Annotated in this window: 20 protein-coding genes, 1 tRNA gene and 1 pseudogene; 12 read left to right on the top strand and 10 right to left on the bottom strand. The window is 63.1% G+C overall.

All coding sequences use genetic code 11. The features are described from left to right. Positions 1–63: 63 nt before the first annotated feature. Positions 64–519, top strand: coding sequence for a MarR family winged helix-turn-helix transcriptional regulator (locus SB822_RS16830; RefSeq protein WP_007585886.1), 456 nt, complete (start codon positions 64–66; stop codon positions 517–519). Between the two features lie 135 nt (positions 520–654). On the opposite strand, the pseudogene SB822_RS16825 reads toward SB822_RS16830, so the two are convergent. Then, positions 655–1,427: pseudogene (locus SB822_RS16825) on the bottom strand (class II aldolase/adducin family protein). A gap of 220 nt (positions 1,428–1,647) precedes the next feature. On the opposite strand from SB822_RS16825, the gene SB822_RS16820 reads away from it, so the two are divergent. Further along, positions 1,648–1,782 (top strand): hypothetical protein, encoded by a 135-nt coding sequence (locus SB822_RS16820; RefSeq protein WP_007737843.1) that lies wholly within the window; start codon positions 1,648–1,650, stop codon positions 1,780–1,782. Positions 1,783–1,952: 170 nt separating this feature from the next. On the opposite strand, the gene SB822_RS16815 is transcribed toward SB822_RS16820, so the two are convergent. Continuing rightward, positions 1,953–2,039 (bottom strand) — tRNA-Leu (locus SB822_RS16815). Positions 2,040–2,333: 294 nt separating this feature from the next. Here SB822_RS16815 and SB822_RS16810 point away from each other — a divergent pair. Then, the gene (locus SB822_RS16810) at positions 2,334–3,167 is read left to right on the top strand and encodes a squalene/phytoene synthase family protein (RefSeq protein ID WP_090835197.1); all 834 of its coding nucleotides are present in this window, start codon (positions 2,334–2,336) and stop codon (positions 3,165–3,167) included. Positions 3,168–3,170: 3 nt separating this feature from the next. On the opposite strand, the gene SB822_RS16805 is transcribed toward SB822_RS16810, so the two are convergent. Both SB822_RS16805 and SB822_RS16800 read right to left on the bottom strand, forming a co-directional pair. Then, complete coding sequence (locus SB822_RS16805) at positions 3,171–4,340, bottom strand: DUF1501 domain-containing protein (RefSeq protein ID WP_090835199.1); 1,170 nt, start codon at positions 4,338–4,340, stop codon at positions 3,171–3,173. 102 nt (positions 4,341–4,442) lie between these two features. Next, positions 4,443–4,778, bottom strand: coding sequence for a hypothetical protein (locus SB822_RS16800; protein WP_090835339.1), 336 nt, complete (start codon positions 4,776–4,778; stop codon positions 4,443–4,445). A gap of 229 nt (positions 4,779–5,007) precedes the next feature. Between SB822_RS16800 and ompR the strand changes: the two genes are divergently transcribed. The 4 genes from ompR (at position 5,008) to SB822_RS16780 (ending at position 8,557) form a co-directional block, all read left to right on the top strand. Then, positions 5,008–5,742: a two-component system response regulator OmpR gene (ompR, locus tag SB822_RS16795; protein ID WP_007585880.1), complete on the top strand. Its 735-nt coding sequence runs from the start codon at positions 5,008–5,010 to the stop codon at positions 5,740–5,742. Between the two features lie 43 nt (positions 5,743–5,785). Next, positions 5,786–7,135: an ATP-binding protein gene (locus SB822_RS16790; RefSeq protein ID WP_007585878.1), complete on the top strand. Its 1,350-nt coding sequence runs from the start codon at positions 5,786–5,788 to the stop codon at positions 7,133–7,135. A gap of 272 nt (positions 7,136–7,407) precedes the next feature. Continuing rightward, positions 7,408–7,956: a peroxiredoxin gene (locus SB822_RS16785; RefSeq protein ID WP_007585877.1), complete on the top strand. Its 549-nt coding sequence runs from the start codon at positions 7,408–7,410 to the stop codon at positions 7,954–7,956. Between the two features lie 76 nt (positions 7,957–8,032). Further along, positions 8,033–8,557, top strand: a complete 525-nt coding sequence (locus SB822_RS16780) for a carboxymuconolactone decarboxylase family protein (RefSeq protein WP_007585875.1) — start codon at positions 8,033–8,035, stop codon at positions 8,555–8,557. Positions 8,558–8,630: 73 nt separating this feature from the next. On the opposite strand, the gene SB822_RS16775 is transcribed toward SB822_RS16780, so the two are convergent. The 3 genes from SB822_RS16775 to ispD all read right to left on the bottom strand — a co-directional run bounded on the left by SB822_RS16775 (position 8,631) and on the right by ispD (position 11,280). Then, positions 8,631–9,827: an acyltransferase family protein gene (locus tag SB822_RS16775; protein ID WP_090835203.1), complete on the bottom strand. Its 1,197-nt coding sequence runs from the start codon at positions 9,825–9,827 to the stop codon at positions 8,631–8,633. 166 nt (positions 9,828–9,993) lie between these two features. After that, positions 9,994–10,473: a 2-C-methyl-D-erythritol 2,4-cyclodiphosphate synthase gene (gene ispF / locus SB822_RS16770; RefSeq protein ID WP_007737832.1), complete on the bottom strand. Its 480-nt coding sequence runs from the start codon at positions 10,471–10,473 to the stop codon at positions 9,994–9,996. A 96-nt stretch (positions 10,474–10,569) separates the two neighbouring features. Then, a complete protein-coding gene (gene ispD / locus SB822_RS16765; protein WP_007585869.1) occupies positions 10,570–11,280 on the bottom strand; it encodes a 2-C-methyl-D-erythritol 4-phosphate cytidylyltransferase in 711 nt (236 codons plus the stop codon). A gap of 292 nt (positions 11,281–11,572) precedes the next feature. Between ispD and mfd the strand changes: the two genes are divergently transcribed. The 5 genes from mfd to mscL all read left to right on the top strand — a co-directional run bounded on the left by mfd (position 11,573) and on the right by mscL (position 19,422). Continuing rightward, a complete protein-coding gene (gene mfd / locus SB822_RS16760; RefSeq protein WP_090835206.1) occupies positions 11,573–15,058 on the top strand; it encodes a transcription-repair coupling factor in 3,486 nt (1,161 codons plus the stop codon). A gap of 9 nt (positions 15,059–15,067) precedes the next feature. After that, a complete protein-coding gene (locus SB822_RS16755) occupies positions 15,068–16,255 on the top strand; it encodes a M20 family metallopeptidase (RefSeq protein ID WP_090835208.1) in 1,188 nt (395 codons plus the stop codon). Positions 16,256–16,401: 146 nt separating this feature from the next. Further along, complete coding sequence (gene argE / locus SB822_RS16750) at positions 16,402–17,649, top strand: acetylornithine deacetylase (protein WP_086909946.1); 1,248 nt, start codon at positions 16,402–16,404, stop codon at positions 17,647–17,649. 74 nt (positions 17,650–17,723) lie between these two features. Continuing rightward, entirely contained in the window at positions 17,724–18,746 is a 1,023-nt protein-coding gene (locus SB822_RS16745) for a threonine/serine dehydratase (protein ID WP_090835211.1), read from the top strand. A 226-nt stretch (positions 18,747–18,972) separates the two neighbouring features. After that, the gene (gene mscL / locus SB822_RS16740) at positions 18,973–19,422 is read left to right on the top strand and encodes a large conductance mechanosensitive channel protein MscL (RefSeq protein ID WP_410855209.1); all 450 of its coding nucleotides are present in this window, start codon (positions 18,973–18,975) and stop codon (positions 19,420–19,422) included. A gap of 123 nt (positions 19,423–19,545) precedes the next feature. Here the strand turns inward: mscL and SB822_RS16735 are convergent, their stop codons facing one another. From SB822_RS16735 to SB822_RS16725, 3 genes are all read right to left on the bottom strand, one after another. After that, a complete protein-coding gene (locus tag SB822_RS16735) occupies positions 19,546–21,537 on the bottom strand; it encodes a response regulator (protein WP_090835214.1) in 1,992 nt (663 codons plus the stop codon). 94 nt (positions 21,538–21,631) lie between these two features. After that, on the bottom strand, positions 21,632–22,126 hold the full coding sequence (locus SB822_RS16730) for a response regulator (RefSeq protein WP_007585862.1): 495 nt from the start codon (positions 22,124–22,126) through the stop codon (positions 21,632–21,634). A 164-nt stretch (positions 22,127–22,290) separates the two neighbouring features. Further along, entirely contained in the window at positions 22,291–23,901 is a 1,611-nt protein-coding gene (locus tag SB822_RS16725; RefSeq protein WP_090835217.1) for a sensor histidine kinase, read from the bottom strand. Positions 23,902–24,392 lie beyond the last annotated feature (491 nt).

The following is a 24,392-nucleotide window of genomic DNA, read 5'->3' as shown; positions in this document are numbered from 1 at the left end:
CCGCGAGAGCGGATGCAGCAACAATCACATCACCGGACTGCATCCACTCACAACGGGAAGACCATGAAGGCCTCCGATAAAGCCGGACTCGAACAGTTTCTGACGTATCGTCTGCACGTGCTGAATAAACTTTCCGAGCGGGGCATCAGCGAACGGTATATGGCCAAGCTCGACGTGACGCTGCCCGAGGCGCGCGTGATTGCATCGGTTGGATCGTTCGGACCATTCTCGATCATGGACCTCGCGCGCCACGCGAACCTCGACAAGAGTCAGGCGAGCCGTGCAGCCGAAGCCTTGATCAGACAAGGCCTCGTGCAACGCGAAGCGAGCGCGGACGATGGCCGCGTGGTGCTCGTATCGTTGACCGCGGAAGGCCGTGCGCTCTATCGCAAGGTGATGCCCATCGCGCGCAAGTGGAACACCGATCTGTTCGATTGCCTCGACGACCGCGAGAAGGTCGCGCTCAGCGAAGCACTCGACAAGGTGATCGAAACCGCGATCGCGCGTAACGCAGCGTAGTCAGGTCAGACGGAGTCTGGAGCGAACGCTCATCGGCGCTTGCGTGGCGCCGTCGACTCCGTTGTTACCTAATTCCTTAAACACTCATTCACAAGTCCGCCCGCGTACGCGTCTCGCACGGCGACTTTCACGCTTCTACTCGCGATACGACGGATCGATCCGATCGACCTGACGCAGCAACGCTTTCAGCACATCTTCTCCTGCGCCATGCCGCGGATCGAACTGCAGTGAGTCGCGCGTGCAGCGCGCGGCGATCTCGTCGCCGATCAGCGCGCGGGTCCGAGCGTCGCCGTTGCCAATTGAATGTCGCAAGCCCGGTTGAGCGTCCAGAGCCGCGCGAAGGCTTGCGCGATCGTTTCGCCAATCGATAGCAGGCCGTGATTGCGCAAGATCAACAAACGTTTGTCGCCGAGATTCGCAACGAGGCGCGGCCCTTCGTCGGCGCGCACGGTAATGCCTTCGAAGTCGTGATACGCGACCATTCCGTGCAGTTGCGCCGAATAGAAATTGTTGTTGACGAGACCCGACTGCGAGCATGCGACGGCAAGCCCCGCCGTTGTATGCGTGTGCATCACGCAATGCGCATCGGGCAACGCGCGATGAATCGCGGCATGCACGACGAAGCCCGCCGGATTCACGGGATGCGGCGAGTCGTCGAGCACATTCCCGTCGACATCGATCTTCACCAGGTTCGACGCCGTGACTTCCGTGTAGTGCAGGCCGAACGGGTTGATCAGGAAATGGCTGTGCGTGCCGGGCACGCGCACGGTGATGTGGTTGTAGATCAACTCGGTCCAGCCGAGCATCGCGAACACGCGATACGTGCCTGCGAGTGTCACGCGCAGCGCGCGCTCCGCGTCGGCATGCGCGCCGATGTCTGAGGGTAGTCGAACATCGGTTGATGCCATTTGCACGCTCCTCTTCTTGCGCTTCGATGAGCTAAAGGATCGTAGATCATTTCAGCGCAGGATAGGAGAATCTGGTTGTGCGTGCAACCAGATAGGTCGATGGTCGCGCTTCGCGATATACAGCGTACTTGACGCACGGAACGACTGAGTCCAAGCGAATCGTAAACCTGACTTGCTACGATCGCCGCTCGCTTTATCTCTCTGATTTTAAGGATCGAAAATGAAGAAGGTTGTTCTGGCACTCGTCGCCGCTGCCGCTGGTTTCGTGAGCATGTCGTCGGCATTCGCAAACGACTACCATCACGAGTGCCATAAGGTAAAAGTGCATCATCACTGGGAAAAGCGCTGCCACTAAGCAGCCTCGGATCGTCAATGTGATGAGCCAGCCCCGCCTTCGCGCGGGGGTTTTTGTGTGCGTCGATTGGCCGGGTGCGAGTCTGCGCGATTGTCGTGTCGGCGCGTAAAAACAAAAAACCCCGCGCGTCGGATACGGGCGGGGTTTTGTGTACAGCAATGAGAAAAAAGTGGTGCGAGGAAGGGGACTCGAACCCCTACACCCTTGCGGGCGTCAGGACCTAAACCTGGTGCGTCTACCAATTTCGCCATCCTCGCAGCCGGGCGATGCGTGAGGTGCAACACCCGATGTCTCGCCGGCGAATGGACGCTGCGATTTCATCGCGGTGTAGTTCGCGCGGACAAATCCGAACCTGTAGGATCAGACCCGTCACCGCCACGAACGAACGCGTCGAAAAAGCCACGTCCGATCGCGGCACCGCCAAAAGCGTAAGCGCGAGATTCTAACCGATTGGTCTGCGCTTGTCTGCATCTGTCGAATACGGTCGATGCTACAATTTTCGGTCTCTCGTGCACAGCCGTGCGCGACCGCCTCCCCACAAGCCAATCCCAGTGAATTTCGACGAATACTGCCTGCAGAAAGCAGCGCCTCCCGGCTCGAGCACCTACTACGCACTGCGCCAGGCGCCCGTCGCGCGGCAGCCGTTGCTCACCGCGCTGTTCGCGCTGCGTCGCGAGTTCGAAGAAACCGTGAAGGAAACGACCGATCCGACGATCGGACGCACGAAGCTCGCGTGGTGGCAAAAGGAAGCAGCAGCGCTCGCAGCAGGCGAACCGACGCACCCTGTGTCGCAGGCGCTCGCTGTGCATCTGCCCGACGTGCAGGCTGAATATCCCACGTTGCAGGCGTTGATCGCGGGCTTCGAGATGGACCTCGACCAGGCGCGCTATCTCGACTATCCGAACCTGCGCCGCTATATGGCTGGGGTCGGCGGCAACTTCGCATCTGTGGTTGCGCGCGCGACGGCGCGCGATCCGTCGCAGGCGCAAGTGTGGGCCGCACCGCTCGGCGAGGCCTTGATGCTCGCGCAGATCGTCGTCGAACTCGGCAACGACGCGCGGCATGGCCGCATCTACATTCCCATCGACGAGATGCAGCGCTACAACGTGACGGCGGCGGATCTGATCAACCGCAAGTACACGGACGCGTTCACCGAGCTGATGCGCTTCCAGACAACGCGCGCCCGCGACGCGATCCGCAAGGCGCTCGATGCGCTACCCGTCGGCGAGCGTCACTCGCAGCGCACGCTGCGCGCGTTGGCCGCACTGGCGCTGGCGTTGCTCGACGAGATCGAGCGCGACGGCTACCGCGTGCTTCATCAACGCATCGCGCTCACGCCGATCCGCAAGCTGTGGGTCGCGTGGCGAGCGGCGCGCAAGCACTGACATTTACGTGCGTAGCAATGGCAGCGGCGGGACGTCGTCCTGAAGGACCGCGTTTGCATCCAGATTCAGGAACGGGCCAAGCGCGGTCGCGTAGAGCTGCCTGAAGTCGATCTCGACAGGCAGATTGCCGGCGCTATTTAATCGCGCGAGATCGGGCGCGCGACCGTACAAGCCTCCACGCACCTGACCACCCAGCACGAAATGCGCGGCGCCGCCGCCATGCCCGGTGCCACGATGAATGTTCTCGCGCGCGGAGCGGCCGAATTCCGAGTACGTCATGATGAGCGTGTCGCGCCAGCGGCCGCGTCGCGTCAATTCCGCGCGAAGCGTCGCGCAGCCTTCGGCGAGCTGCTCGAGCAAAGCCGCGTGCCGCGCGGGCTGATTGCTGTGCGTGTCGAAACCATCGAGCGTTAGCCGAATCGCGCCGCACGTATGCGGCTGCGTCCGGTCTACGATCGTGCGCAGCGCGGCATCGATCGAATCCCGAAGCGTCGGCGCGCTCACCTGAAGTGCTCGCGTGGCGCCGGAAACGCGCGCGCCCTCGCCTTCGCCTTCGTCCGCGTCGATCCCTTCGACGTGCGGCGCGGCATCGGGGTCATCGACACGCGCCCACACCTCATCGGTCTCGACACGATCCGCGGAACCGGCGAACGGCCCCGACTCCACGCTGCCGAATGATGCCGCCGCAACGCCTCGCTGCATCGCGGCGCATTGCCCGACCGCACGCGTCAGCCAGCCGTCGCGCCGATACACATCGGCGCACGATGCCGTGTCCCAGATCTCCGTCGAGCGGAAATGCGATATATGATCCTGCGCGCAACCGACACCCTGCACGACAGCCAGTTGTTCATCGCGCCAGAGAGGCAGCAGCGCACGCATCGCGGGATGCAGCGCCGTACGCTCGTCCAGCGGCAGCACACGGTCGCGCGGTATCGCGATGTGTTCACGCAGCGCGTAGTAAGTGGAATCGGCGAAAGGAATGACGGTGTTCAAACCGTCGTTTCCGCCCTTCAGTTCGATCAGGATAAGCAGCTTGCCCGGCGCGCGACCCGTTGCGCCCGCATCCAGTTGCGTCGATATGCCGCTGCTTGCGTGCGGCGCGGCGAACACGCGCGGCATCGATAGCGAGGCGCTCGCTGCCGCTGCCATCGTCAGAAACTCGCGTCGCTTCATCGATGCCTCACTGGATGAATGACTTTGCCCGACACCAACGGCAAACGCACGGCCGTCGTGCCGAAGCGCCGACGGTCGGTCGCTGTGCGTGAAAACCGGGCGTCAGCGCTTGTACAGTTCGCGAACGGCGTCTTCGATATGCTGCCGCAACAAACGTCGTTCTTCAGGCGTCATATGTCCGTCGCGCCGACGTTGATCCAGATCGGGCGGCACGGCGGTTGCTCGCATGATCGCGTCGGATGCGGGACGATCCGCGTCGGGATTGTGCGGCTGGCGACCCGAGCGCGTATGCGGGCGCTGGGGCGGGCGCGTGTCGGTGTTGCGGTCCGTCGAGGAATCGGCATAAGCGGGAACCGGGCTTAACGCGTTCGCGAACACGATCGCAACAGCGACAGCGATCACGCTCAGGCGCACGTTCGGCCAGACCCCTCCCTTCATCTTTTTCCCTTCGTGGCGCGGCAACCGGCAACCTCAGATACGTGTATTGACTCCGGCTTGAAACCGGGTGCGAGAGCTTTATTCGAGTGAAGTATCTACCGAACTGGCGCAAACAGTAAAGGAGTGTAAGCGCCAAGCCTTTACGTCGTGCCACAGGCCGGGTAAATTTTGTAACTGACTGTTACGTGATAATTGGTGCAAACGTGCACCTCTCTCTAATCGCGCTAAGATGCCGACCATGGAAACCAAAAACCCCTCGAAAATCCTCGTCGTCGATGACGACCCGCGTCTGCGCGATCTGCTGCGCCGCTACCTCGGCGAGCAGGGCTTCAACGTTTATGTCGCCGAGAACGCGCCCTCGATGAACAAGCTGTGGGTGCGTGAACGTTTCGACCTTCTGGTGCTCGACCTGATGCTGCCGGGCGAAGACGGTCTTTCCATCTGCCGGCGTCTGCGCGGCAGCAACGATCGCACGCCGATCATCATGCTCACCGCCAAGGGTGAGGATGTCGATCGTATCGTTGGCCTCGAAATGGGCGCTGACGACTACTTGCCCAAGCCGTTCAATCCGCGCGAGCTGGTCGCGCGCATTCACGCGGTGCTGCGCCGCCAGTCGCCGTCCGAATTGCCGGGCGCGCCGTCGGAGACGTCGGAAGTCTTCGAGTTCGGCGAGTTCGCGCTGAACCTCGCCACGCGCACGCTCACCAAGGCCGGCCAGGAAATCCCCCTGACCACGGGCGAGTTCTCGGTGCTCAAGGTGTTCGCGCGTCATCCGCGCCAGCCGCTGTCGCGCGAAAAGCTGATGGAACTGGCGCGCGGCCGTGAATACGAAGTGTTCGACCGCAGCCTCGACGTGCAGATTTCGCGTCTGCGCAAGCTGATCGAGCCGGACCCGGGCAGCCCGCGCTTCATCCAGACAGTCTGGGGTCTGGGATACGTGTTCATCCCCGACGGCGCAGCCTGAATTTGCCGTTCCAGTTGTCTCTCTTCTTCCATAAGAAGGCCGCATGCGGATCGACCGGCGCCTCCTGACGCTCGCGTTCGGCGGCCTGTTCTGGCGAACGTTCCTGCTGATCGCGCTCCTGATCGCGGTCAGCCTCGCCGCCTGGTTCCAGAGCTTCCGTGTGATCGAGCGCGAGCCGCGCGCGCAACGCGTCGCGCTGCAGCTCGTCGCGATCGTCAAGCTCACGCGTACCGCACTCCTCTATTCCGATCCCGATCTGCGGCGCGCACTGCTGCAAGATCTGGAGAGCAATGAAGGCGTGCGCGTGTATCCGCGCGAAACCACCGACAAGTACAAGCTCCAGCCCGATGAATCGCTCAACCGTCTGATCGAGCATGACATTCGCGGACGCCTCGGTGACGACACGATCATCGCGCAGTCGGTGAACGACATTCCAGGCGTGTGGATCAGCTTCAAGATCGACGACGACGATTACTGGGTGGCGCTCGACCGCGATCAGCTCGATAGTGTGACGGGTCTGCAATGGGCAGGCTGGGGTATTTTCGCGCTCGCGTTGTCGCTATTTGGCGCGGCGTTCATCACGAGTCTCGTGAACCGGCCGTTCGCGCGGCTCGCGATGGCCGCGCGCAAGGTCGGTTCCGGCCAGGCGCCGGAGAAGCTGCCGGAACGCGGCATGGGCGTCGCGGCCGAAACCAACCGAAGCTTCAACCAGATGGTGCAGGACCTGGAGCAACTCGAAGCGGACCGCGCGTTGATGCTCGCTGGCATTTCGCACGACCTGCGCACGCCGCTGGCGCGTCTGCGGCTGGAAACGGAAATGAGTCCGTCCGACCAGGCGACCAAGGACGCGATGATCGACGACATCGAGCAGATGGACATGATCATCGGGCGCTTCCTGGATTACGCGCGCCCTGTGCAGCGGATGCCGGAACCTGTCGACCTTTCCGTGATCGCTGGAGAACTGGCTGCGCGCATGTCGAGCGAAGACGGCATGCGGCTGGTGACGCGACTGGCGCCGTCAGCTGTGATCGAAGCGGACGAGACCGATATCCGCCGAGTCGTCGGCAATCTGATCGAGAACGCGCGCAAGTACGGACTGTCCGAGTCTGATGGCATCCCGCATGTGATTCTTGAGACGCGGGTGTCGCATTCGCGAGTCGAGTTGTCGGTCGTCGACGAAGGCCCGGGCATTCCCGAAGATCAGCTCGCGCTCGTCACGCGCCCGTTCTACCGCGTGAACTCGGCACGCACGCAGGCCAACGGCACGGGGCTTGGGATGGCGATCGTGCAGCGGCTCGTCGGACGCTATCGGGGCGCGTTGCGACTACGCAACCGCACGCCGCTGCCTGGGCTCGAAGTGACGATCGAGTTCCCGCTCGCCAAAAGCGTCTGAAACGGACAGGAATCCGGCTGAAGCAGCCGGCGTCCATTTCAGGCCGCTGCTTTTCTGTGCAATCTTTTCCCCGATTTCGTGCGAAACCCATTATTCCCAAACTGCACTATCGCCGCGTTGGAGAAAATTCATCCACTTTGTTAGAAAAAAACTATTGATGCGATTGATTAATAGAGTTATAGTCTTCAGCGTGTAACGTGTTCGTTACAGCCAGCAGGTAGTTTGAGCGGGTTGTCGTGAATCTCTTTTGCCAATTCTCAAGGAGTCAACGCATGAAAACTGTCGGCGATAAAGTCGAAGCCTTTACCGTGACGGCTGCGAAGCCAGGTTTCAACAACCACGAAGAGAACGGCGTATCGGCGTTCGAAGAAATCACCGAATCGTCGTTCCCGGGCAAGTGGAAGATCATCTATTTCTACCCGAAGGACTTCACGTTCGTTTGCCCGACGGAAATCGTCGAGTTCGGCAAGCTGGCCAAGGACTTCGAAGAGCGTGACGCCGTCCTGCTCGGCGGCAGCGTCGACAACGAATTCGTCAAGCTCGCATGGCGCCGTGAGCACAAGGACCTGAACAAGCTGAACCACTACGCGTTCGGCGACGTCAAGGGCGAACTGATCGACCAGCTCGGCGTGCGCGACAAGGAAGCTGGCGTCGCACTGCGCGCCACGTTCATCGTCGATCCGGACAACACGATCCAGCACGTTTCGGTGAACAACCTGAACGTCGGCCGTAACCCGGAAGAAGTTCTGCGTATTCTGGACGGTCTGCAAACGGACGAACTGTGCCCGTGCAACCGCGCTGTCGGCGGCGCGACGCTGTAAGGACTCGCAGTTGAAAGCCCGCTAAGCTTGAAAAGGCCAGCGGGCTTTTTTATCGGCAATTTGATAGGAGATATCAATGGAATTCATCGCAGCGATTAAAGAGCTTATTCCTGATTACGCCAAAGACATTCGCCTGAATCTGGACGGCACGATTGCGCGCTCGTCGCTGCAAGGCAACGATGCCGTTGGCGTCGCGCTGGCCGCCGCGTTCGCTGCGAAGAGCCCGAAGATCATCGCCGCGATCCGTGAAGCGGGCGTACTGTCGCCGGAAGAAGTCAATGGCGCGCTGACGGCCGCCGCGCTGATGGGCATGAACAACGTCTGGTATCCGTACGTCGAGATGACGGAAAACGCCGATCTGAAATCGCAGCCGGCCGGCCTGCGGATGAACGCGTACGCTTCGCATGGCGGCGTCGACAAGCGCCGCTTCGAAATGTACGCGCTGGCCGCGTCGATCATCGGCAAGTGCCATTTCTGCGTGAAGTCGCACTTCGATACACTGATCAACGAAGGCATGAGTTCGACGCAACTGCGCGACGTGGGTCGCATTGCAGCTGTCGTCAACGCGGCTGCACAGGTGATCGTGGCTGAAGGCAAGTAAGCCGCGCGCACTTCGCGCCTGAAGCAAAACGCCACGCCAAATGCGTGGCGTTTTTGCTTTCGCGATTCACAAGTCATCGCGGTTGCGTTTGGGTGCGCAGACGACGCGCTGGCAATCGACGCCCTATCGCGGCCTCGAAAGGCTTCTTCAGTTCGAGCAGCCGCTTCTCGATCAGATGCCACGACAGATGCGCGAGCAGCACGGCAAGCGCGAATTGCAGCGTAAGCGCACTCAAGGTGTGGATCCATGCGGGCGCGCGCAGCCACGCGAACCAGGCTGGAGCGAAGCCGAGCTTCGACGGAATGAGGTTGTGAAACAGATAGAAGCCATAGCTGATCGTGCCGAGATAGTCGAGCGGTTTGAGTTCGAGCGCCGACACGACGATGCTGCTCGGGCGGTTCACGATCCACGCGAACAGCACGCACAGTGAGAGCGCAAGGCCGATGTCGATCCACGCGGAACCGGCGGCTGAAAACGGTAAGGCCCAATTGCTCCATATCGGCTGCGTCGCGAACACCAGCACGCCGAGCGCTCCGGCCATGCCCGTAGAAAGTCGCCCCGCCGCGCGCACAAGACCGCTCTCCCGCCCCATCATCCCGCACAGACCACCGAGCGCGAGTACCGCGAAATTCAGCGGCGAGCACGCGTAGATCAGCGGCTCACTGGCGCCCGCAGCGTGCATCGCCAGATGACCCGCGACGCCCGCCAGCACCACAAGCGCGCACACCATCCGATGCCGCGACGCCGGCGTCAGCACGAGCAGAAACGGCGCGACGAGATAGAACTGCTGCTCGACGGCGAGACTCCAGAAGTGCGACACCGTCCCCGGCCAGCCGTCCTTCACCACGCCGATCCAGTAGTCGGACAGAAAGAAGTAATGCCAGCCCAAACCAAGATCGACATCGCGCTGATAGAACAGCGTATGCGCGATCGTCAGCGCGAGCAGCAGCAAGTAGTAGATCGGGAAGATGCGCAACGCGCGTTTCATGAAGAACACGCACATCACGGCTTCGCGGCGCGCGCTACCCGCTTCGATACGCACGCGATTGCGATGCAGTTCTCCGATGATCAGAAAACCGCTGATGAGAAAGAAGATCCAGACACCGAGCTTGCCGACGTCGACGGTCTCGACGTGCGCCTTATGCGACAGGAACACCAGCACGACGGCCAGCGCTCTCAGCCCGTTGAGACCTCGTACGTGCCCTGTCGCGTGTCCTGAATGTTTGACGTGCGTGTCGACCGCCGTCGTTGTCCGTCCGCTTGACTTCATGCGGACCACTCTAAGCGGACAAATATCGACAAAAATGCGCGACGGCGACTATCGATTTTTTTAATGCACGTTAGCGTGTGAAACCGGCAAATGATGCACGTTCACGCAAACGCGCACACGCGGATCAGGCAAATCTGACCCGCTCTACGCAACTACGCAGCAACGTTCAGGCGCGCAGCAACAGCGCAGCCGCTTGCGCTTCGATACCCTCGCCACGACCCAGATAGCCGAGCTTTTCGTTGGTCTTCGCCTTCACGTTGACGCGATCGATGGGCAGATTCAGGTCTTCGGCGATATTCGCGCGCATCCCGTCGATATGCGGCGCGAGCTTCGGCGCCTGCGCGATCACGGTGCTGTCCACGTTCTGAATCGTAAAGCCCGCCTTCGCGATGCGCGCCGCACATTCGCGCAGCAGCACGCGGCTGTTCGCGCCTTTGAACTCGGTCGCGGTATCCGGGAAATGACGGCCGATATCGCCGAGCGCGGCCGCGCCGAACAGCGCGTCGGTGATCGCGTGCAGCAGCACGTCGGCATCCGAGTGGCCGAGCAGCCCGCGCTCGTACGGAATCGTCACGCCGCCGATGATGAGCGGGCGTCCCGGCACCAATGCGTGAACGTCGTAGCCTTGTCCGATTCTCAAATCCATATGCGTGGGGTTCCGTTGTTTCGTGAAAGCGTTGTGATTGATTCTTAAGCCATGACGGCCGCGCGCCCGGCCGGGAGGACGCAGGCCAGGCGCCCGTCAGCCAGCCGTGCCGCGCCCGAGTATTGCTTCGGCCAGATCGAAATCTTCCGGATACGTGACCTTGAAATTGCGCAAGCTGCCTTGAACCAGTTTAGGCGCGTGACCCGACCATTCGATCGCGCTCGCTTCGTCGGTGAGATCGTGGCCGTCGCCTTGCGCGCGCAGAATCGCTTCGCGCAACATGCCGATGCGGAACATCTGCGGCGTCTGCGCCTGCCACAGGCCGTCACGCGGTTCGGTGTGATCGATGCGGTTGTCGGTATGGGGCGTCACCCGCTTGAGCGTATCCGCCACGGGCAGCGCCATGATGCCGCCCACGGCGTCGTCCTTCAGCGTGCCGACCAGCGCGCGGATCAGCGCGGGCGTGATGCCGGGGCGCGCGGCGTCGTGCACCAGCACCCAGTCGTCGTCGCGCGCGCCGAACTCGGCCAGCGCATGCAGCCCGTTGAGCACGGAAGCCTGCCGCGATGCCCCGCCGCAACGCCGCACGGCGAAGCGCAGGCCCGCGAACCGGCGCGCGTCGAAGTGCTGGTCGTCGGGCGCGATCACGACGAGCGTCTGCGCGAACTCGCTGCATGCGTCGAACGCGGCAAGCGAGTAATACAGCATGTCGCGTCCCGCGACGGTTCGATATTGCTTGGGCATCGACGCGCCCGAACGGCTGCCGGTGCCGGCGCAAGGAATCAGTGCAAAGAGGCGGGAAGTCACGGAGCGGACGCGTTGCAGGTGAAAGTGAAGGACGGATTTTATAATAGGTCTTCGGCACGCATGCCCCGGCACGCGTAAACTTGCCGCTCACGCGCCGCCAGCGACGCGCCCACGAGGCGTCCGCTGGGGGGGCTCATTGGTTCGCGTCTTGCGGGCTGGTGGTGTTTTTAGCCGCTTTTAGCCCGCTTTTAGCTGTTTGCAGCTCAGTTTGCGGTTCCGTTTGCCCTCATCCGTTTGCAGTCGATCGTTGAACCGTTGTTCATTGGCGTCACCCAAAGGCCGTTTCCCTTTTATGCCCGACATCGCCGCATCCACGCAATCCTCCTCAACGCCCGTCGCGCTGGTCAAGGCCGGCCAGCGTTTCGTGTTCGACGGCACGCACGGCTCGTCCGACGCGCTGCTGATAGCGCGCTACCACCTCGCGCACAAGGCGCAGGTGCCGCTGCTGGCAGTCGTCTGCGCGAGCGCCGTCGATGCACAGCGGCTGTCGCAGGAACTCGCGTTCTTCGCGCCGGAGGCGCGGGTGCGCCTGCTGCCCGACTGGGAAACGCTGCCGTACGACTCGTTCTCGCCGCACCAGGACCTCGTCTCCGAGCGTCTCGCGACGCTGCACGACCTGGGCGAAGCACGCTGCGACATCCTGCTCGTACCCGCAACGACTGCCCTGTACCGGATGCCGCCCGCCTCCTTCATGGCGGCCTACACGTTCTCGTTCTCGCAGGGCGAACGTCTCGACGAAGCGAAGCTGAAAGCGCAGCTGACGCTGGCCGGCTACGAGCACGTGAGCCAGGTCGTGCGACCCGGCGAATACTGCGTGCGCGGCTCGCTGATCGACCTCTTTCCGATGGGCTCGCCGCTGCCGTACCGGATCGACCTGTTCGACGACCAGGTCGATTCGATCCGCGCGTTCGATCCCGATTCGCAGCGCAGCCTCTACCCTGTGAAGGACGTGCGCCTGCTGCCCGGCCGCGAGTTTCCGTTCGACGAACCCGCGCGCACCGCATTTCGCAGCCGCTGGCGCGAGGTGTTCGAGGGCGATCCGAGCCGGGCGTCGATCTACAAGGACATCGGCAACGGCGTGCCGTCGGCGGGTATCGAATACTATCTGCCGCTGTTCTTCGAAGAGACGGCGACGCTCTTCCACTACCTGCCTGAAGGCGCGCAGCTCGCGTTCGTCGGCGATCTGGACGCCGCCATCCGGCGCTTCACCGCGGATACGAAGCAGCGCTACAACTTCCTGTCGCACGACCGCGACCGGCCGATTCTCGAACCGCAGCGCCTGTTCCTGTCGGACGAAGATTTCTTCACGTTCGCCAAGCCGTTCGCGCGCCTGTCGTTGCCCGGCAACGCGGGCGGCGGCTGGGCCGTGCCACTGCCCAATCTCGCGATCGACCGCCACGCCGACGATCCCGTCGCCGCCTTGCGCGCGTGGCTCGCCACGACGCCGAACCGCGTGCTGTTCGCCGCGGAATCGGCGGGCCGCCGCGAGACGATCGCGCAACTGCTCGCGGACAACGCGCTGCGCCCCACTTCCGCCGACAGCTACGGCGACTGGCTGACCTCCGACGCGCGCTTCGCGCTCGGCGTCGCGCCGCTCGCGAACGGCTTCGCGATTCCGGGCGAAGGCGTCGCGATTCTCACCGAGACGGAACTGTACGGTCCGCTCGCACGACGCGCGGGACGCCGTCGCCAGGAACAGGCGAGCAACGTCGATTCGATGGTGCGCGACCTGTCGGAATTGAAGGTCGGCGACCCGGTCGTGCATTCGCAGCACGGCATCGGCCGCTATATGGGCCTCGTGACGATGGATCTCGGCGAAGGTGAAACCGAGTTTCTGCACCTCGAATACCAGGGCGACAGCAAGCTCTACGTGCCCGTCGCGCAACTGCACGTGATCTCGCGCTACAGCGGCGCCGATCCCGAAAGCGCACCGCTGCACGCGCTCGGCTCGGGTCAGTGGGAAAAGGCCAAGCGCAAGGCCGCGCAGCAGATCCGCGACACGGCAGCCGAACTGCTGAACCTCTATGCACGCCGCGCCGCGCGCGAAGGCCATGCGTTCGCGCTCGAACCCCGCGATTACGTGAAGTTCGCCGAGAGCTTCGGCTTCGAGGAAACACCCGACCAGGCGGCTGCCATTGCCGCCGTGATCGGCGACATGACGAGCGGCAAGCCGATGGACCGCCTCGTCTGCGGCGACGTCGGCTTCGGCAAGACGGAAGTCGCGTTGCGCGCGGCGTTCATCGCGGTGATGGGCGGCAAGCAGGTCGCGCTGCTCTCGCCCACCACGCTGCTCGCCGAACAGCACACGCAGACCTTCACCGACCGCTTCTCCGACTGGCCCGTGCGCATCGCCGAGTTGTCGCGCTTCAAGAGCACGAAGGAAGTCAGCGCATCGATCCAGCAGATCAACGAAGGCACTGTCGATATCGTGATCGGCACGCACAAGCTGCTGTCGTCGGATGTGCAGTTCAAGCGGCTGGGGCTCGTCGTCATCGACGAGGAACACCGTTTTGGCGTGCGCCAGAAGGAAGCGCTGAAAGCGCTGCGCGCCGAAGTCGACGTGCTCACGCTCACCGCGACGCCGATTCCGCGCACGCTCGGCATGGCGCTGGAAGGCCTGCGCGATTTCTCGGTGATCGCGACGGCGCCGCAAAAGCGCCTCGCGATCAAGACCTTCGTGCGCCGCGAGGAAGACGGCGTGATCCGCGAAGCCATGCTGCGCGAACTGAAGCGCGGCGGTCAGGTGTACTTCCTGCACAACGAAGTCGAGACGATCGAAAATCGCCGGCAGATGCTCGAAGCGCTCGTGCCCGAAGCGCGCATCGCAGTGGCGCACGGACAGATGCACGAGCGCGAACTCGAACGCGTGATGCGCGATTTCGTCGCGCAGCGCGCGAACGTGCTGCTGTGCACGACGATCATCGAAACGGGCATCGACGTGCCGAGCGCGAACACGATCCTGATTCACCGCTCCGATAAATTCGGTCTCGCGCAGTTGCATCAGTTGCGCGGGCGCGTCGGCCGCTCGCATCACCAGGCGTATTCGTATCTGCTCGTGCACGATCCGCAAGGGCTGACGAAGCAGGCGCAACGGCGGCTGGAAGCCATTCAGCAGATGGAAGAACTCGGCGCGGGCTTCTATCTCGCGATGCACGACCTCGAAATTCGCGGCACGGGCGAAGTGCTCGGCGACAAGCAGTCGGGCGAGATTCACGAGATCGGCTTCCAGCTCTACACCGACATGCTGAACGATGCCGTCAAGGCGCTGAAGAACGGCAAGGAGCCGGACCTTACGGCACCTCTGGCGGCGACGACGGAGATCAATCTGCACGCGCCCGCCATTCTGCCCGCCGACTATTGCGGCGACGTGCAGGAGCGCCTGTCGCTGTACAAGCGGCTGGCGAACTGCGAGCACAGCGACGCCATCGACGGCATTCAGGAAGAGCTGATCGACCGCTTCGGCAAGATGCCGCCGCAGGCGCATGCGCTCGTCGAAACGCACCGCTTGCGTCTGGCCGCGAAGCCGCTCGGCATCTCGAAGATCGACGCGGGCGAAGCGGTGATCGGCTTGCAGTTCATTCCGAATCCGCCCATCGACGCGATGCGGATCATCGAGATGGTGCAGAAACACAAGCACATCAAGCTCGCGGGTCAGGACAAGCTGCGTATCGAAAGCCGGAGTCCCGATTTCACCGTGCGCGTCGCGACCGTGAAGGAAACGTTGCGCGCGCTCGGCGCACCGGTGAAGGGCGCGGCGGACCGGCGTGTCGCTTCGTAAGGCCAGTAGATGACGGGCGCTGTCGACACGGCATCGATCGTCGATTTGCTGACGGCGCTCGTGCGCGTGCCGAGCCGCGGCGGCATCGATGCGCGCGCACCCGTGCTCGAATGCATCAAAGCGTGGTTTGACGCGCGTGACGTACGCACGCGCCGGCTCGTTTCCGCCGATGGACAACCGCTCGCCCTTCACGTGGAAATACGCGGCGCGGCCCCTGGCCCGCATTACCTGCTGAACGCGACGCTGGATACCGCAAGCTTCGGCGACGAATCGACGTGGACTTATCCGCCGCTCGCCGCGCACGTCGAAAACGGCTGGCTCTACGGACGCGGCAGCGCCGACAGCAAGGCGGCTGTCGCGATCTTCGCGCATCTCGCCGCTGAGCTCGCGCAGCGGCGAGATGCGCTCTCCGGCACGCTCGACGTGCTGTTCGATCTCGACGAGCATACGGGCCGTTTCGGCGGCGCCCGCGCGTTCTTCGATGCGCCTGACGCGCCCAGACCGAACGGCGTGCTGATCGGCTATCCGGGCATCGACCGCATCATCGTCGGCGCGCGCGGGTTCATCCGCGCGAAGCTCGTCGTGCGCGGCGTCGCTGCGCACTCCGGCGCGAGCAGCACGCGCGGACTCAATGCGGCGATACGCGGCGCGCACCTTGCCGCTGCATTGAACGAAGCCACGCTGCCCGTGGACCACGCATTCGATCGCCCCGCGCAGTTGACCGTCACCGGCATCCGCGCGGGCGACGGCACATTCACCAGCGTGCCGGATCGTTGCGAACTCACCGTCGATTGCCGCCTCACGCCGGGCTTCGATGCCGCAGAAGCGCAGCGCGTGATCGAAGGCATCGTTCGCACTCAGGATGCGGGATATGACGCGTCGCTCGCGACGTCGATCGAATGGATCGCGGGCTGGCCCGCGTACCGCGTACCGGATTCGCATCCGATGACGCAATCGCTGTATCACGCGGCACGCAACGAGCTTGGCGCTGGTGTAACGCTGGCCGTCGCGGGACCGTCAAACATCGGCAATTACCTCGCGTCGCTCGGCGTGCCTGCGTTATGTGGCTTTGGCGTGCAATGCGAAGGCATTCATGCGGCGAACGAGCGCATCGAACTCGTCAGCATCGCGCCCGTCTATCGCGTGTACGAAAGCGCGTTGCTCACGCTGCTCGCGCCTGACAAGCCACGAGCCTGACCCGTCGCCGATAACGATTTCAGCGCGCGCCAATAATTGCTGCATCGCGCAAAGCCCCGTCCCGCAAGCGACCGGGCTTTATGAGCTTTGGCTAATTAAGCGTTTTTTGGGTATCATCAAAACACACTCAAGCTGGAGCCCAAGTCATGTCACAGGTCGCTGACAAAGCGCTGTCCGCCCAACCGTCGTCCTCTTCCGCTGCATCCGCCGAGTCCTCTTCCCCCGCTTCGCTTCCCTGGGTCACACGCCTCGTGTCGATGGACACGGTCAGCCGCAATCCGAATCTCGGCCTGATCGAAACGGTGCGCGACGCGCTGCGCGAACGCGGTGTCGAAGCCACCCTCACGCACGACGAAAGCGGCAAATGGGCCAACCTGTTCGCGACGATTCCGGCGCATGACGGCGAAACCAATGGCGGGATCGTGCTATCGGGGCACACGGACGTGGTGCCCGTCGACGGCCAGAAGTGGGACAGCGATCCGTTCAAGCCTGAAATACGCGGCGACAAGCTTTATGGGCGCGGCACCTGCGACATGAAAGGCTTTATCGGCGCAGCGTTGACGCTCGTGCCGCAAATGCAGCAGACCAAACTTGCCAAGCCGATCCATCTGGCGTTCTCCTTCGACGAAGAAGTGGGCTGCGTGGGCGCGCCGCTGATGATCGCCGATCTGATGAAGCGCGGCGTCAAGCCGGACGGCTGTATCGTCGGCGAGCCGACCAGCATGCGGCCCATCATCGCGCACAAGGGCATCAACGCTTACCAGTGCTGCGTGCGCGGCTTCGCGGCGCATTCGTCGCTCACGCCCAACGGCCTGAACGCGATCGAATACGCGGCGCGCCTGATCTGCTACATCCGCGACATGGCTGACCAGTTCCGCGAGCAAGGCCCGTTCGATCAGCTTTACGACGTGCCGTTCACGACGGCGCAGACCAGCACGATCAAAGGCGGCAACGCGATCAACACCGTGCCCGCCGAATGCAGTTTCGAGTTCGAATTCCGCAATCTGCCGACGCTCGATCCCGAGCCGATCTTCGCGCGCATCGATCAATACGCGCGTGAAACGCTGCTGCCGAAGATGAAGCGCGAGCACGAAGCGGCCGCGATCGAGATCACGAAAATCGCCGCAGCGCCCGGGCTCGACTCGACGGAACAGGCGGCCATCACGCAACTCGTGCGCGCGCTCACGGGCGATCAGGACAAGCGCAAGGTCGCGTACGGCACGGAAGCCGGGTTGTTCTCGCTGGCGGGCATTCCGAGCATCGTCTGCGGCCCCGGCGACATCGTGCAGGCGCACAAGGCAAACGAATTCGTCACGCTCGATCAGCTGGCGCAGTGCGAGCGGTTCCTCGGCAAGTTCATTCATAGCATGTCGGTCGATGCGCACGCGCACTGACGCAAGCAGCAGATAACAACAAGCACAACAACAAGGCACAAAACGCGGACCTCACCCACAAGACGACGCACGCCATGTCCACCGCCACGCCGCAGCACACCGACCGTACGATCGACGGCGAACCGATACCGACGCTCGACGACATCGCTTCGCAGCACTTCGCACTAACGCCGTGGGTCGTGCGAACGCCCGTGTTCGACCGGATGGATTTTCCGACGCTCGAAGGCACGCTCGTCAATTTCAAGTTCGAGCTGCTGCAGGCGGGCGGCAGCTTCAAGGCGCGCGGCGCGTTCTCGAACCTGCTCGCACTCGACGGAGCCCAGCGCAGCGCAGGCGTGACCTGCGTGTCGGGCGGCAATCATGCAGTAGCAGTCGCTTATGCGGCGATGCGCACGGGTATCAGCGCGAAGGTCGTCGTGATGCACGCGGCGAATCCGGCGCGCATTGCGCTGTGCCGGCAATATCGCGCGGAAGTCGTGATGGCCGACAACGTGAACGAAGCGTTCGAGATCGTGCGGCGCATCGAAGCCGAGGAAGGCCGCTATTTCGTGCATCCGTTCAACGGTTACCGGACGGTGCTCGGCACCGCGACGCTCGGCTACGAATGGGCGACGCAGACACCCGATCTCGACGCCGTGATCGTGCCCATCGGCGGCGGCGGGCTCGCGGCGGGTATTTCGACGGCGCTGCGCCTCGCCAATCCGCGTGTACATGTGTACGGCGTGGAGCCGGAAGGCGCGGACGTGATGAACCGCAGCTTCGCCGCGAATCACACGGTCAAGATGACCCACATGCATTCGATCGCCGATTCGCTGATGGCGCCGCACACCGAGCAATACAGCTACGAGCTGTGCCGCCGACATGTCGACCGTCTCGTCACCGTCACCGACGACGCATTGCGCGCTGCGATGCTGACGCTGTTCACGCAACTGAAGCTGGCCGTCGAACCTGCGTGCGCAGCCGCCACGGCCGCCCTGCTCGGCCCGTTGCGCGAGCAACTGCAAGGCAAGCGCGTCGGCGTGTTGCTATGCGGGACGAATACCGATCCTGTCACGTTCGCCGCGCATATCGAACAGGCGCGGGCAGCAGAAATTTAAGCGGTTCGCTTCACGTTCTTTTCACGTTCTTTGCCGTCGCCCGATTCGATCCTGGAGATTGCGGGCGCATCGTTTGCAAGCATCGACGGTTCCTCGTCACTTCTGCGACATATCGGCCGAACGAGCCTGGCGTGTCGAAGGTTCGTTGCGATCCGGCGCTAAATCATTTCACGCAGTGCCGATCGTTGGCTATCATGTCGCCATCGACCTCAAGGAGAACCGCCCGATGAGCATGATTACTGAATTCAAGGAATTTGCCCTCAAAGGCAACGTAATGGACCTCGCGGTCGGTGTGATCATCGGCGGAGCGTTCTCGACTATCGTCAACTCCGTCGTGAAGGATCTGATCATGCCTGTCGTCGGTGTCGCGACGGGCGGCCTCGATTTCTCCAACAAGTTCGTCCTGCTCGGGCACATACCCGAGAATTTCAAGGGCAATCCTGAGTCTTACAAGGACTTGCAGACGGCAGGCGTCGCCGCGTTCGGTTATGGCTCGTTCATCACGGTCGCCATCAACTTCGTGATTCTCGCGTTCATCATTTTCATGATGGTGAAGTTCATCAACAAGCTGCGTGCGCCCGCCCGGGCCGCGCCCGAAGCACCGGCGCCCACGCCCGAAGACGTGCTGCTGCTGCGTGAAATCCGCGATTCGTTGAAGAATTCACCGCGTATCTGAATCTGACGACAGCGGTTCATTAAATCGCCACGAAAGCGGTGCCTGCATAAACTCAAGGGCGTGTTGCGCTTCGCGCGCAACACGCCCTTCTCTTTTCACCGGACTCACCAGCGGCACGCGGGCTTAACCCGCTCTGGCCTCGCCCGCGTTTTTCTGCGTCTTCACGGCCGCTGCACTCTCGATCACCTGCTCGAGTTGCGAGAAATTGACGGGCTTGGTCAGATGCGACGTGAAGCCCGCTTCGAGGCAGCGCCGGATATCCTCGTCACTGCCGAAACCCGTCAATGCAACGGCAGGCGCATCGTCGCGCTCGCGGAACGCCTTGACGAAGTCGAGGCCCGTGCCGTCGGGCAGGCCCACGTCGCTGACGATCAGATCGAAGGTGGCGCTTTGCGTCGCGGCCAGTGCATCGGCCACACGCCCGACGACGGTCACTTCATGGCCGAGCGTGCGCATCAGTTGCGCCATCACTTCGGCCGTGTCCTCGTGGTCTTCGATCAGCAAGATCCCCAGCCCGCCCGCCGGCTGCACGCTCGCCGCCTCGGGCACGACGGGCTCGGCGTGCGGCTCCGCGGCCGTGGGCAGCGTGATCGTGAAAGTCGCGCCGCAGTGCGCGCCCGGGCTTTGTGCCGTCACCGTGCCGCCATGCGCGTCCGTCAGCGCCTTGGTGATCGCGAGTCCCAGCCCCAGCCCGCCGAACTGCCGCGACATGTTCTGGCTGCCCTGCTCGAACGCGTTGAAGAGCTTGCCGATCTGCTCGGGCTCGATGCCGACGCCCGTGTCTTCCACCGATATCTGCACGTGCATCCGTTCGTCGCGTGTGCGTACGTAGATATGGCCGCCGTCCGGCGTGAACTTCGCGGCATTGCGGATCAGGTTCCACAGCATCTGCTGCAGACGCGCGCGGTCGGCGAGCACGAAATGATGGTGTGCATCCGTGCTGATGTGCACGTCCTGCTGCTTGGTCTGGATCTCGCTACGGAACAGTTCGAGCACGCTGTCGATCACGTCATGCACGTCGACCGTTTCCAGCGACAGCCGCAGTTTGCCGTTCGCGACCCGCGTCAGATCGAGCAGATCATCGATCAGGCGCGCTTCCAGCTCGACGTTGCGGCGAATCATCACGACGCCCGCGCGGACCGCGTCCGGCAGGTCCTGCATCATTTCGAGCATGCGCGCGCCCGCCAGCACGGGCGTGAGCGGCGTGCGCAATTCGTGCGACAGCATCGCCAGAAAACGGTCCTTCGCGCGGTTCGCTTCTTCCGCCGCCTGGCGCGCGCCCTGCTCGGACGCGAGTAGACGCTCGCGCTCCTCAATGGCTTCGCGTTGCGAATGGATGTCGGTGCAACTGCCGAACCATTTGCTGACGCCGCCGCCCGCGTCGCGCATCGCGGCAATGCGCGCGTCGAACCAGCGATATGCGCCGTCGTGGCGGCGGATGCGGAATTCGCTGCGATAGTCGGCGCCGTCGCCGCGCACCGTTCTGAGCCAGCTGCGGCGCGTCTCTTCGCGGTCGTCGGGATGCACGGCGTCGATCCACGCAAGACCCAGCGCATGCGCGCCGTCGAGGCCCGTGTATTCGACCCATTGCTTCGACACGAAATCGCAGTCGCCATAGGCATTGCACGTGAACACGAGGTGCGGCAGCGCCTCCGACAGCATCCGGTAATGCGCCTCGCGCTCGCGCAGCAGCAGCGCTTCCGCCGATGCGCGCTGCATCCGCATCTGCGATAGCACGCGTTCGACGGCTTCGGGCAGATAGTCGAGATAGTCGCCCGCTTTCGGTACGACGTCGGAGACGCCCGAACGCAGCGCTTCGATTACGCGCGATTCATCCGTGAAGCCGGTGACGAGAATGGCGGGAATGCGTACGCCTTCGTTGCGCAGGCGCCGGAAAAAGTCGAGCCCCGTCTCCGCGCTGTCTAGCTGATAGTCGAGCACGATCAGATCGGGTGGATTCGCGACGATCGCGCGATGCGCAACCTCGACGCTACTGCTCAGTTCGACCCGGCAGCCGGCGCGCTCCAGCGACTTGCGCGCAAGACGCAAGATGCCTTCGTCGTCGTCGACGACGAGCACGAGGGCTGCGGGTAGCGTGGTTACGTCTTCTGTCATGCCAGATGATTCAGGTCAATGGGACGGACGAGGCTGCGATGGTGCTGCGTGAATGTTGCGTGAATACTTCGTGAATGCTTCAACCCACCAGCGATTATGCTGCGGGCGCATAGCGCTGTCCCGGCGGCAGCTTCACGACCTGCAGGAAAAAGCCCAGCCGCCGCACGGCTTCGATGAACGCATCGTATTCGACCGGTTTCGTGATGTAGACGTTGCAGCCCAGTTCGTAGCAGCGTTCGATTTCGCGTGGATCGTCGGTGGTCGTGAGCACGATTACGGGCATCGACGACGTCGACGGCGATTCCTTCAGCCGCCGCAACACCTCGAAGCCATCGACGCGCGGCATCTTCAGGTCCAGCAGCACCACGTAATTCGCGAGCTCGTCGCGCGCCGGGCGGCCATTGGCGCTGTCGCCGGCGCGCGGCTCGCCGAAGAAATAATCGAGCGCCTCCTGACCATCACCGAAACGGACAAAACCGTTTGAAATCCCCGCGCGCCGCAGATTGCGCTCGACGAGCGTGGCATGCCCGTCATCGTCCTCGACCAGCACGATGCCGACCGACTTACCAACCGCTTCCCCGTGTGACATGTTCCCTCCGAAGCCCTTACGCCGCATCTGTTCGATGCGTTGCGCGTGAGCTGCGACTGCGTGAATGGTATGACTCACTGCCCGCTATTATGCGGCCGTTGGCTTACGGCTTCCTGCGCCTTTGCGAATGGGCGCCGCTGGTTTTCATGCGCATCGATTGCGCATCAATAGCGCATCGGCTGATCGGGCAGCGTGACGAAGAATGTCGACCCCGCCCCCTCCGCCGATTCGACCCACACGCGCCCGCCATGCCGCTCGACTGTGCGCCGCACGAGCGCAAGTCCGATGCCATCGCCTTGCGCGACATCGCCGTGCAGCCGCTGGAAAGCGCGAAATACTTTCGACATGTAGGCGGCGGGAATGCCCATTCCATTGTCGCGCACAAAGTAAGTGCGCGTCCTTGGCGTCGACGCGAGCGCGCTCTCTGCGAACGCGCCATCCAGCGCGCCGACTTCGATGCGCCCCGGCCGCGACGGATCGAGGAAATTGATTGCGTTCGAGAGCAACTGGCTGAACACCTGTTCGATTGCGGACGGGTCGCCCCATGCCGTGGGCAGATCGCGTACGACGACCACGACCCGGCGCTCGTCGATCCGCTTTTGCAGCGCGTCGACGGCACGCGCGACCGCGCGGCCGACGCTCACGCGCTGCCATTGATATTCGAGCCGCCCCGCGCGCGAAATGCGCAACAGCGCTTCGATAATGGCCGCGGCGCGCGTCACCGACGAGCGCACATAGCGCAACGATTCCTGCACGTCGCCATCGAGCACGTGCGCGAGGCGCTTGTGTTCGAGCTCGGGCAGATGCGCATCGTCGATCGTCGCGCGCAGTTCGTCGCACGAAACCTGCAGTTCCTTCGAGAAACCTTGCATGTTCACGAGCGGCGAACGCAGATCGTGGGACACGCTGTAGATGAACATCTCGTTGTCCTGCGTCTCCTGACGCAGGGTCTCATTGACGCTCGCCAGTTCCGCCGCGCGCACTTGAAGCGACGTCTTGAGCGCGGCCTGTTTCTCGTCTGCCTCACGCAACAGCGCGCTCGTGCGGTTCAACGCGGAATCGAGCGCGGCGATTTCGTCATTGCCCGACAGCGGCCTGTGCAGCGGCTGCCCGCTGGCGAGCCGCTGCGCGTTTTCCGCGAGCACGTCGAGCCGCCGGCCGATGCTGCGCGCGAATCCAAATGCCGTGCCCGCCCAGAGCAGCATCGAGCCGATCACGGCACCCACCAGCGTCCATTGCTGGCGCTGGCGCGTTTTCGCGAGCGTCGCGTTGCGCTCGACTTCGAGCCGCGATGCTTCGTCGATGAATTCTTTCAACTGCGCGCGAAAGCGCATCACCTGCGCAGGCAACTCGCCGCCTTCGAGCGTGACGAATGGCTTCATCGTCGCACCCGTGCGCAGCGACTGCGCGACGGACAGCGCCTGCTGCCGGTAGCTGTCCACTTCGTCGCGCATGCGATGCACGCGCGCGGCCTGCGCGGGCGTATCGGCGACGGCCGTTTCGAGCCGCGTGAGCCGGTCGCCGATATCGACCCATGCCGCATGGCGGTCCATGAACGAAGCGTCACCCGCGACGATGCCCGTGCGCACGCGCGCGACTTGCCGAAGCACGGGGTTTTCGAGCGCGGTCGCCTGATACAGGATCTGCTTGCTGTCCGACGATCGCTCGACGGCGCGTATGGTTTGCGCCTGCATGTCGAAGACGACGCCGAGCAGCGCCAGTTCGATGGCGCTCGGCAACGCGATCAGCAATAGACCTTTGGTGAACAGTTTCATCGATGGCTGGCGCAATGCGGCATGAACGTGCGAGGCAACCGCTTCCCGACATGTGGAACTGACGCGCGCAATCATGAGCGGCGCGCATGCATCATGGCAGTGCGCCGCGCCTGTAACGTCGCTGCGCGACGAACGCTATTGATATTTTCACTCATGCGCCGCGTCCGTCGACTCGCCGGACCGGTGCAATGTGCGTGAAAACCGCGCCGCAACTGGGACGCGGCCATTATCGGCGGGTGCAACGGATATTTCAATGCGCGCCGAGGAGGGCTTGGCGCACATAAAAATGTCTTTTTTTACGGTGCCGGAAACACGCGCAGCGCGGGTGAGTCTATTATTGAGACCAGATGCACAGGGGATGCGAAAGCGCACGGCGACGCGATTCGGCCTGGTTCGCACGGAACGATGGAGTGAGACAGACGAATCACCGTGTATCCGGCATTTTCGTATGCTATAAAAGATCGACGTGCGGCGCGCGAAGCCGGGAGTGG

The sequence above is a fragment of the Paraburkholderia sp. SIMBA_054 genome, assembly GCF_046534875.1.
Classification (GTDB): Bacteria; Pseudomonadota; Gammaproteobacteria; order Burkholderiales; family Burkholderiaceae; genus Paraburkholderia; species Paraburkholderia hospita.
This window is presented reverse-complemented; position numbering and strand designations above follow the sequence as displayed.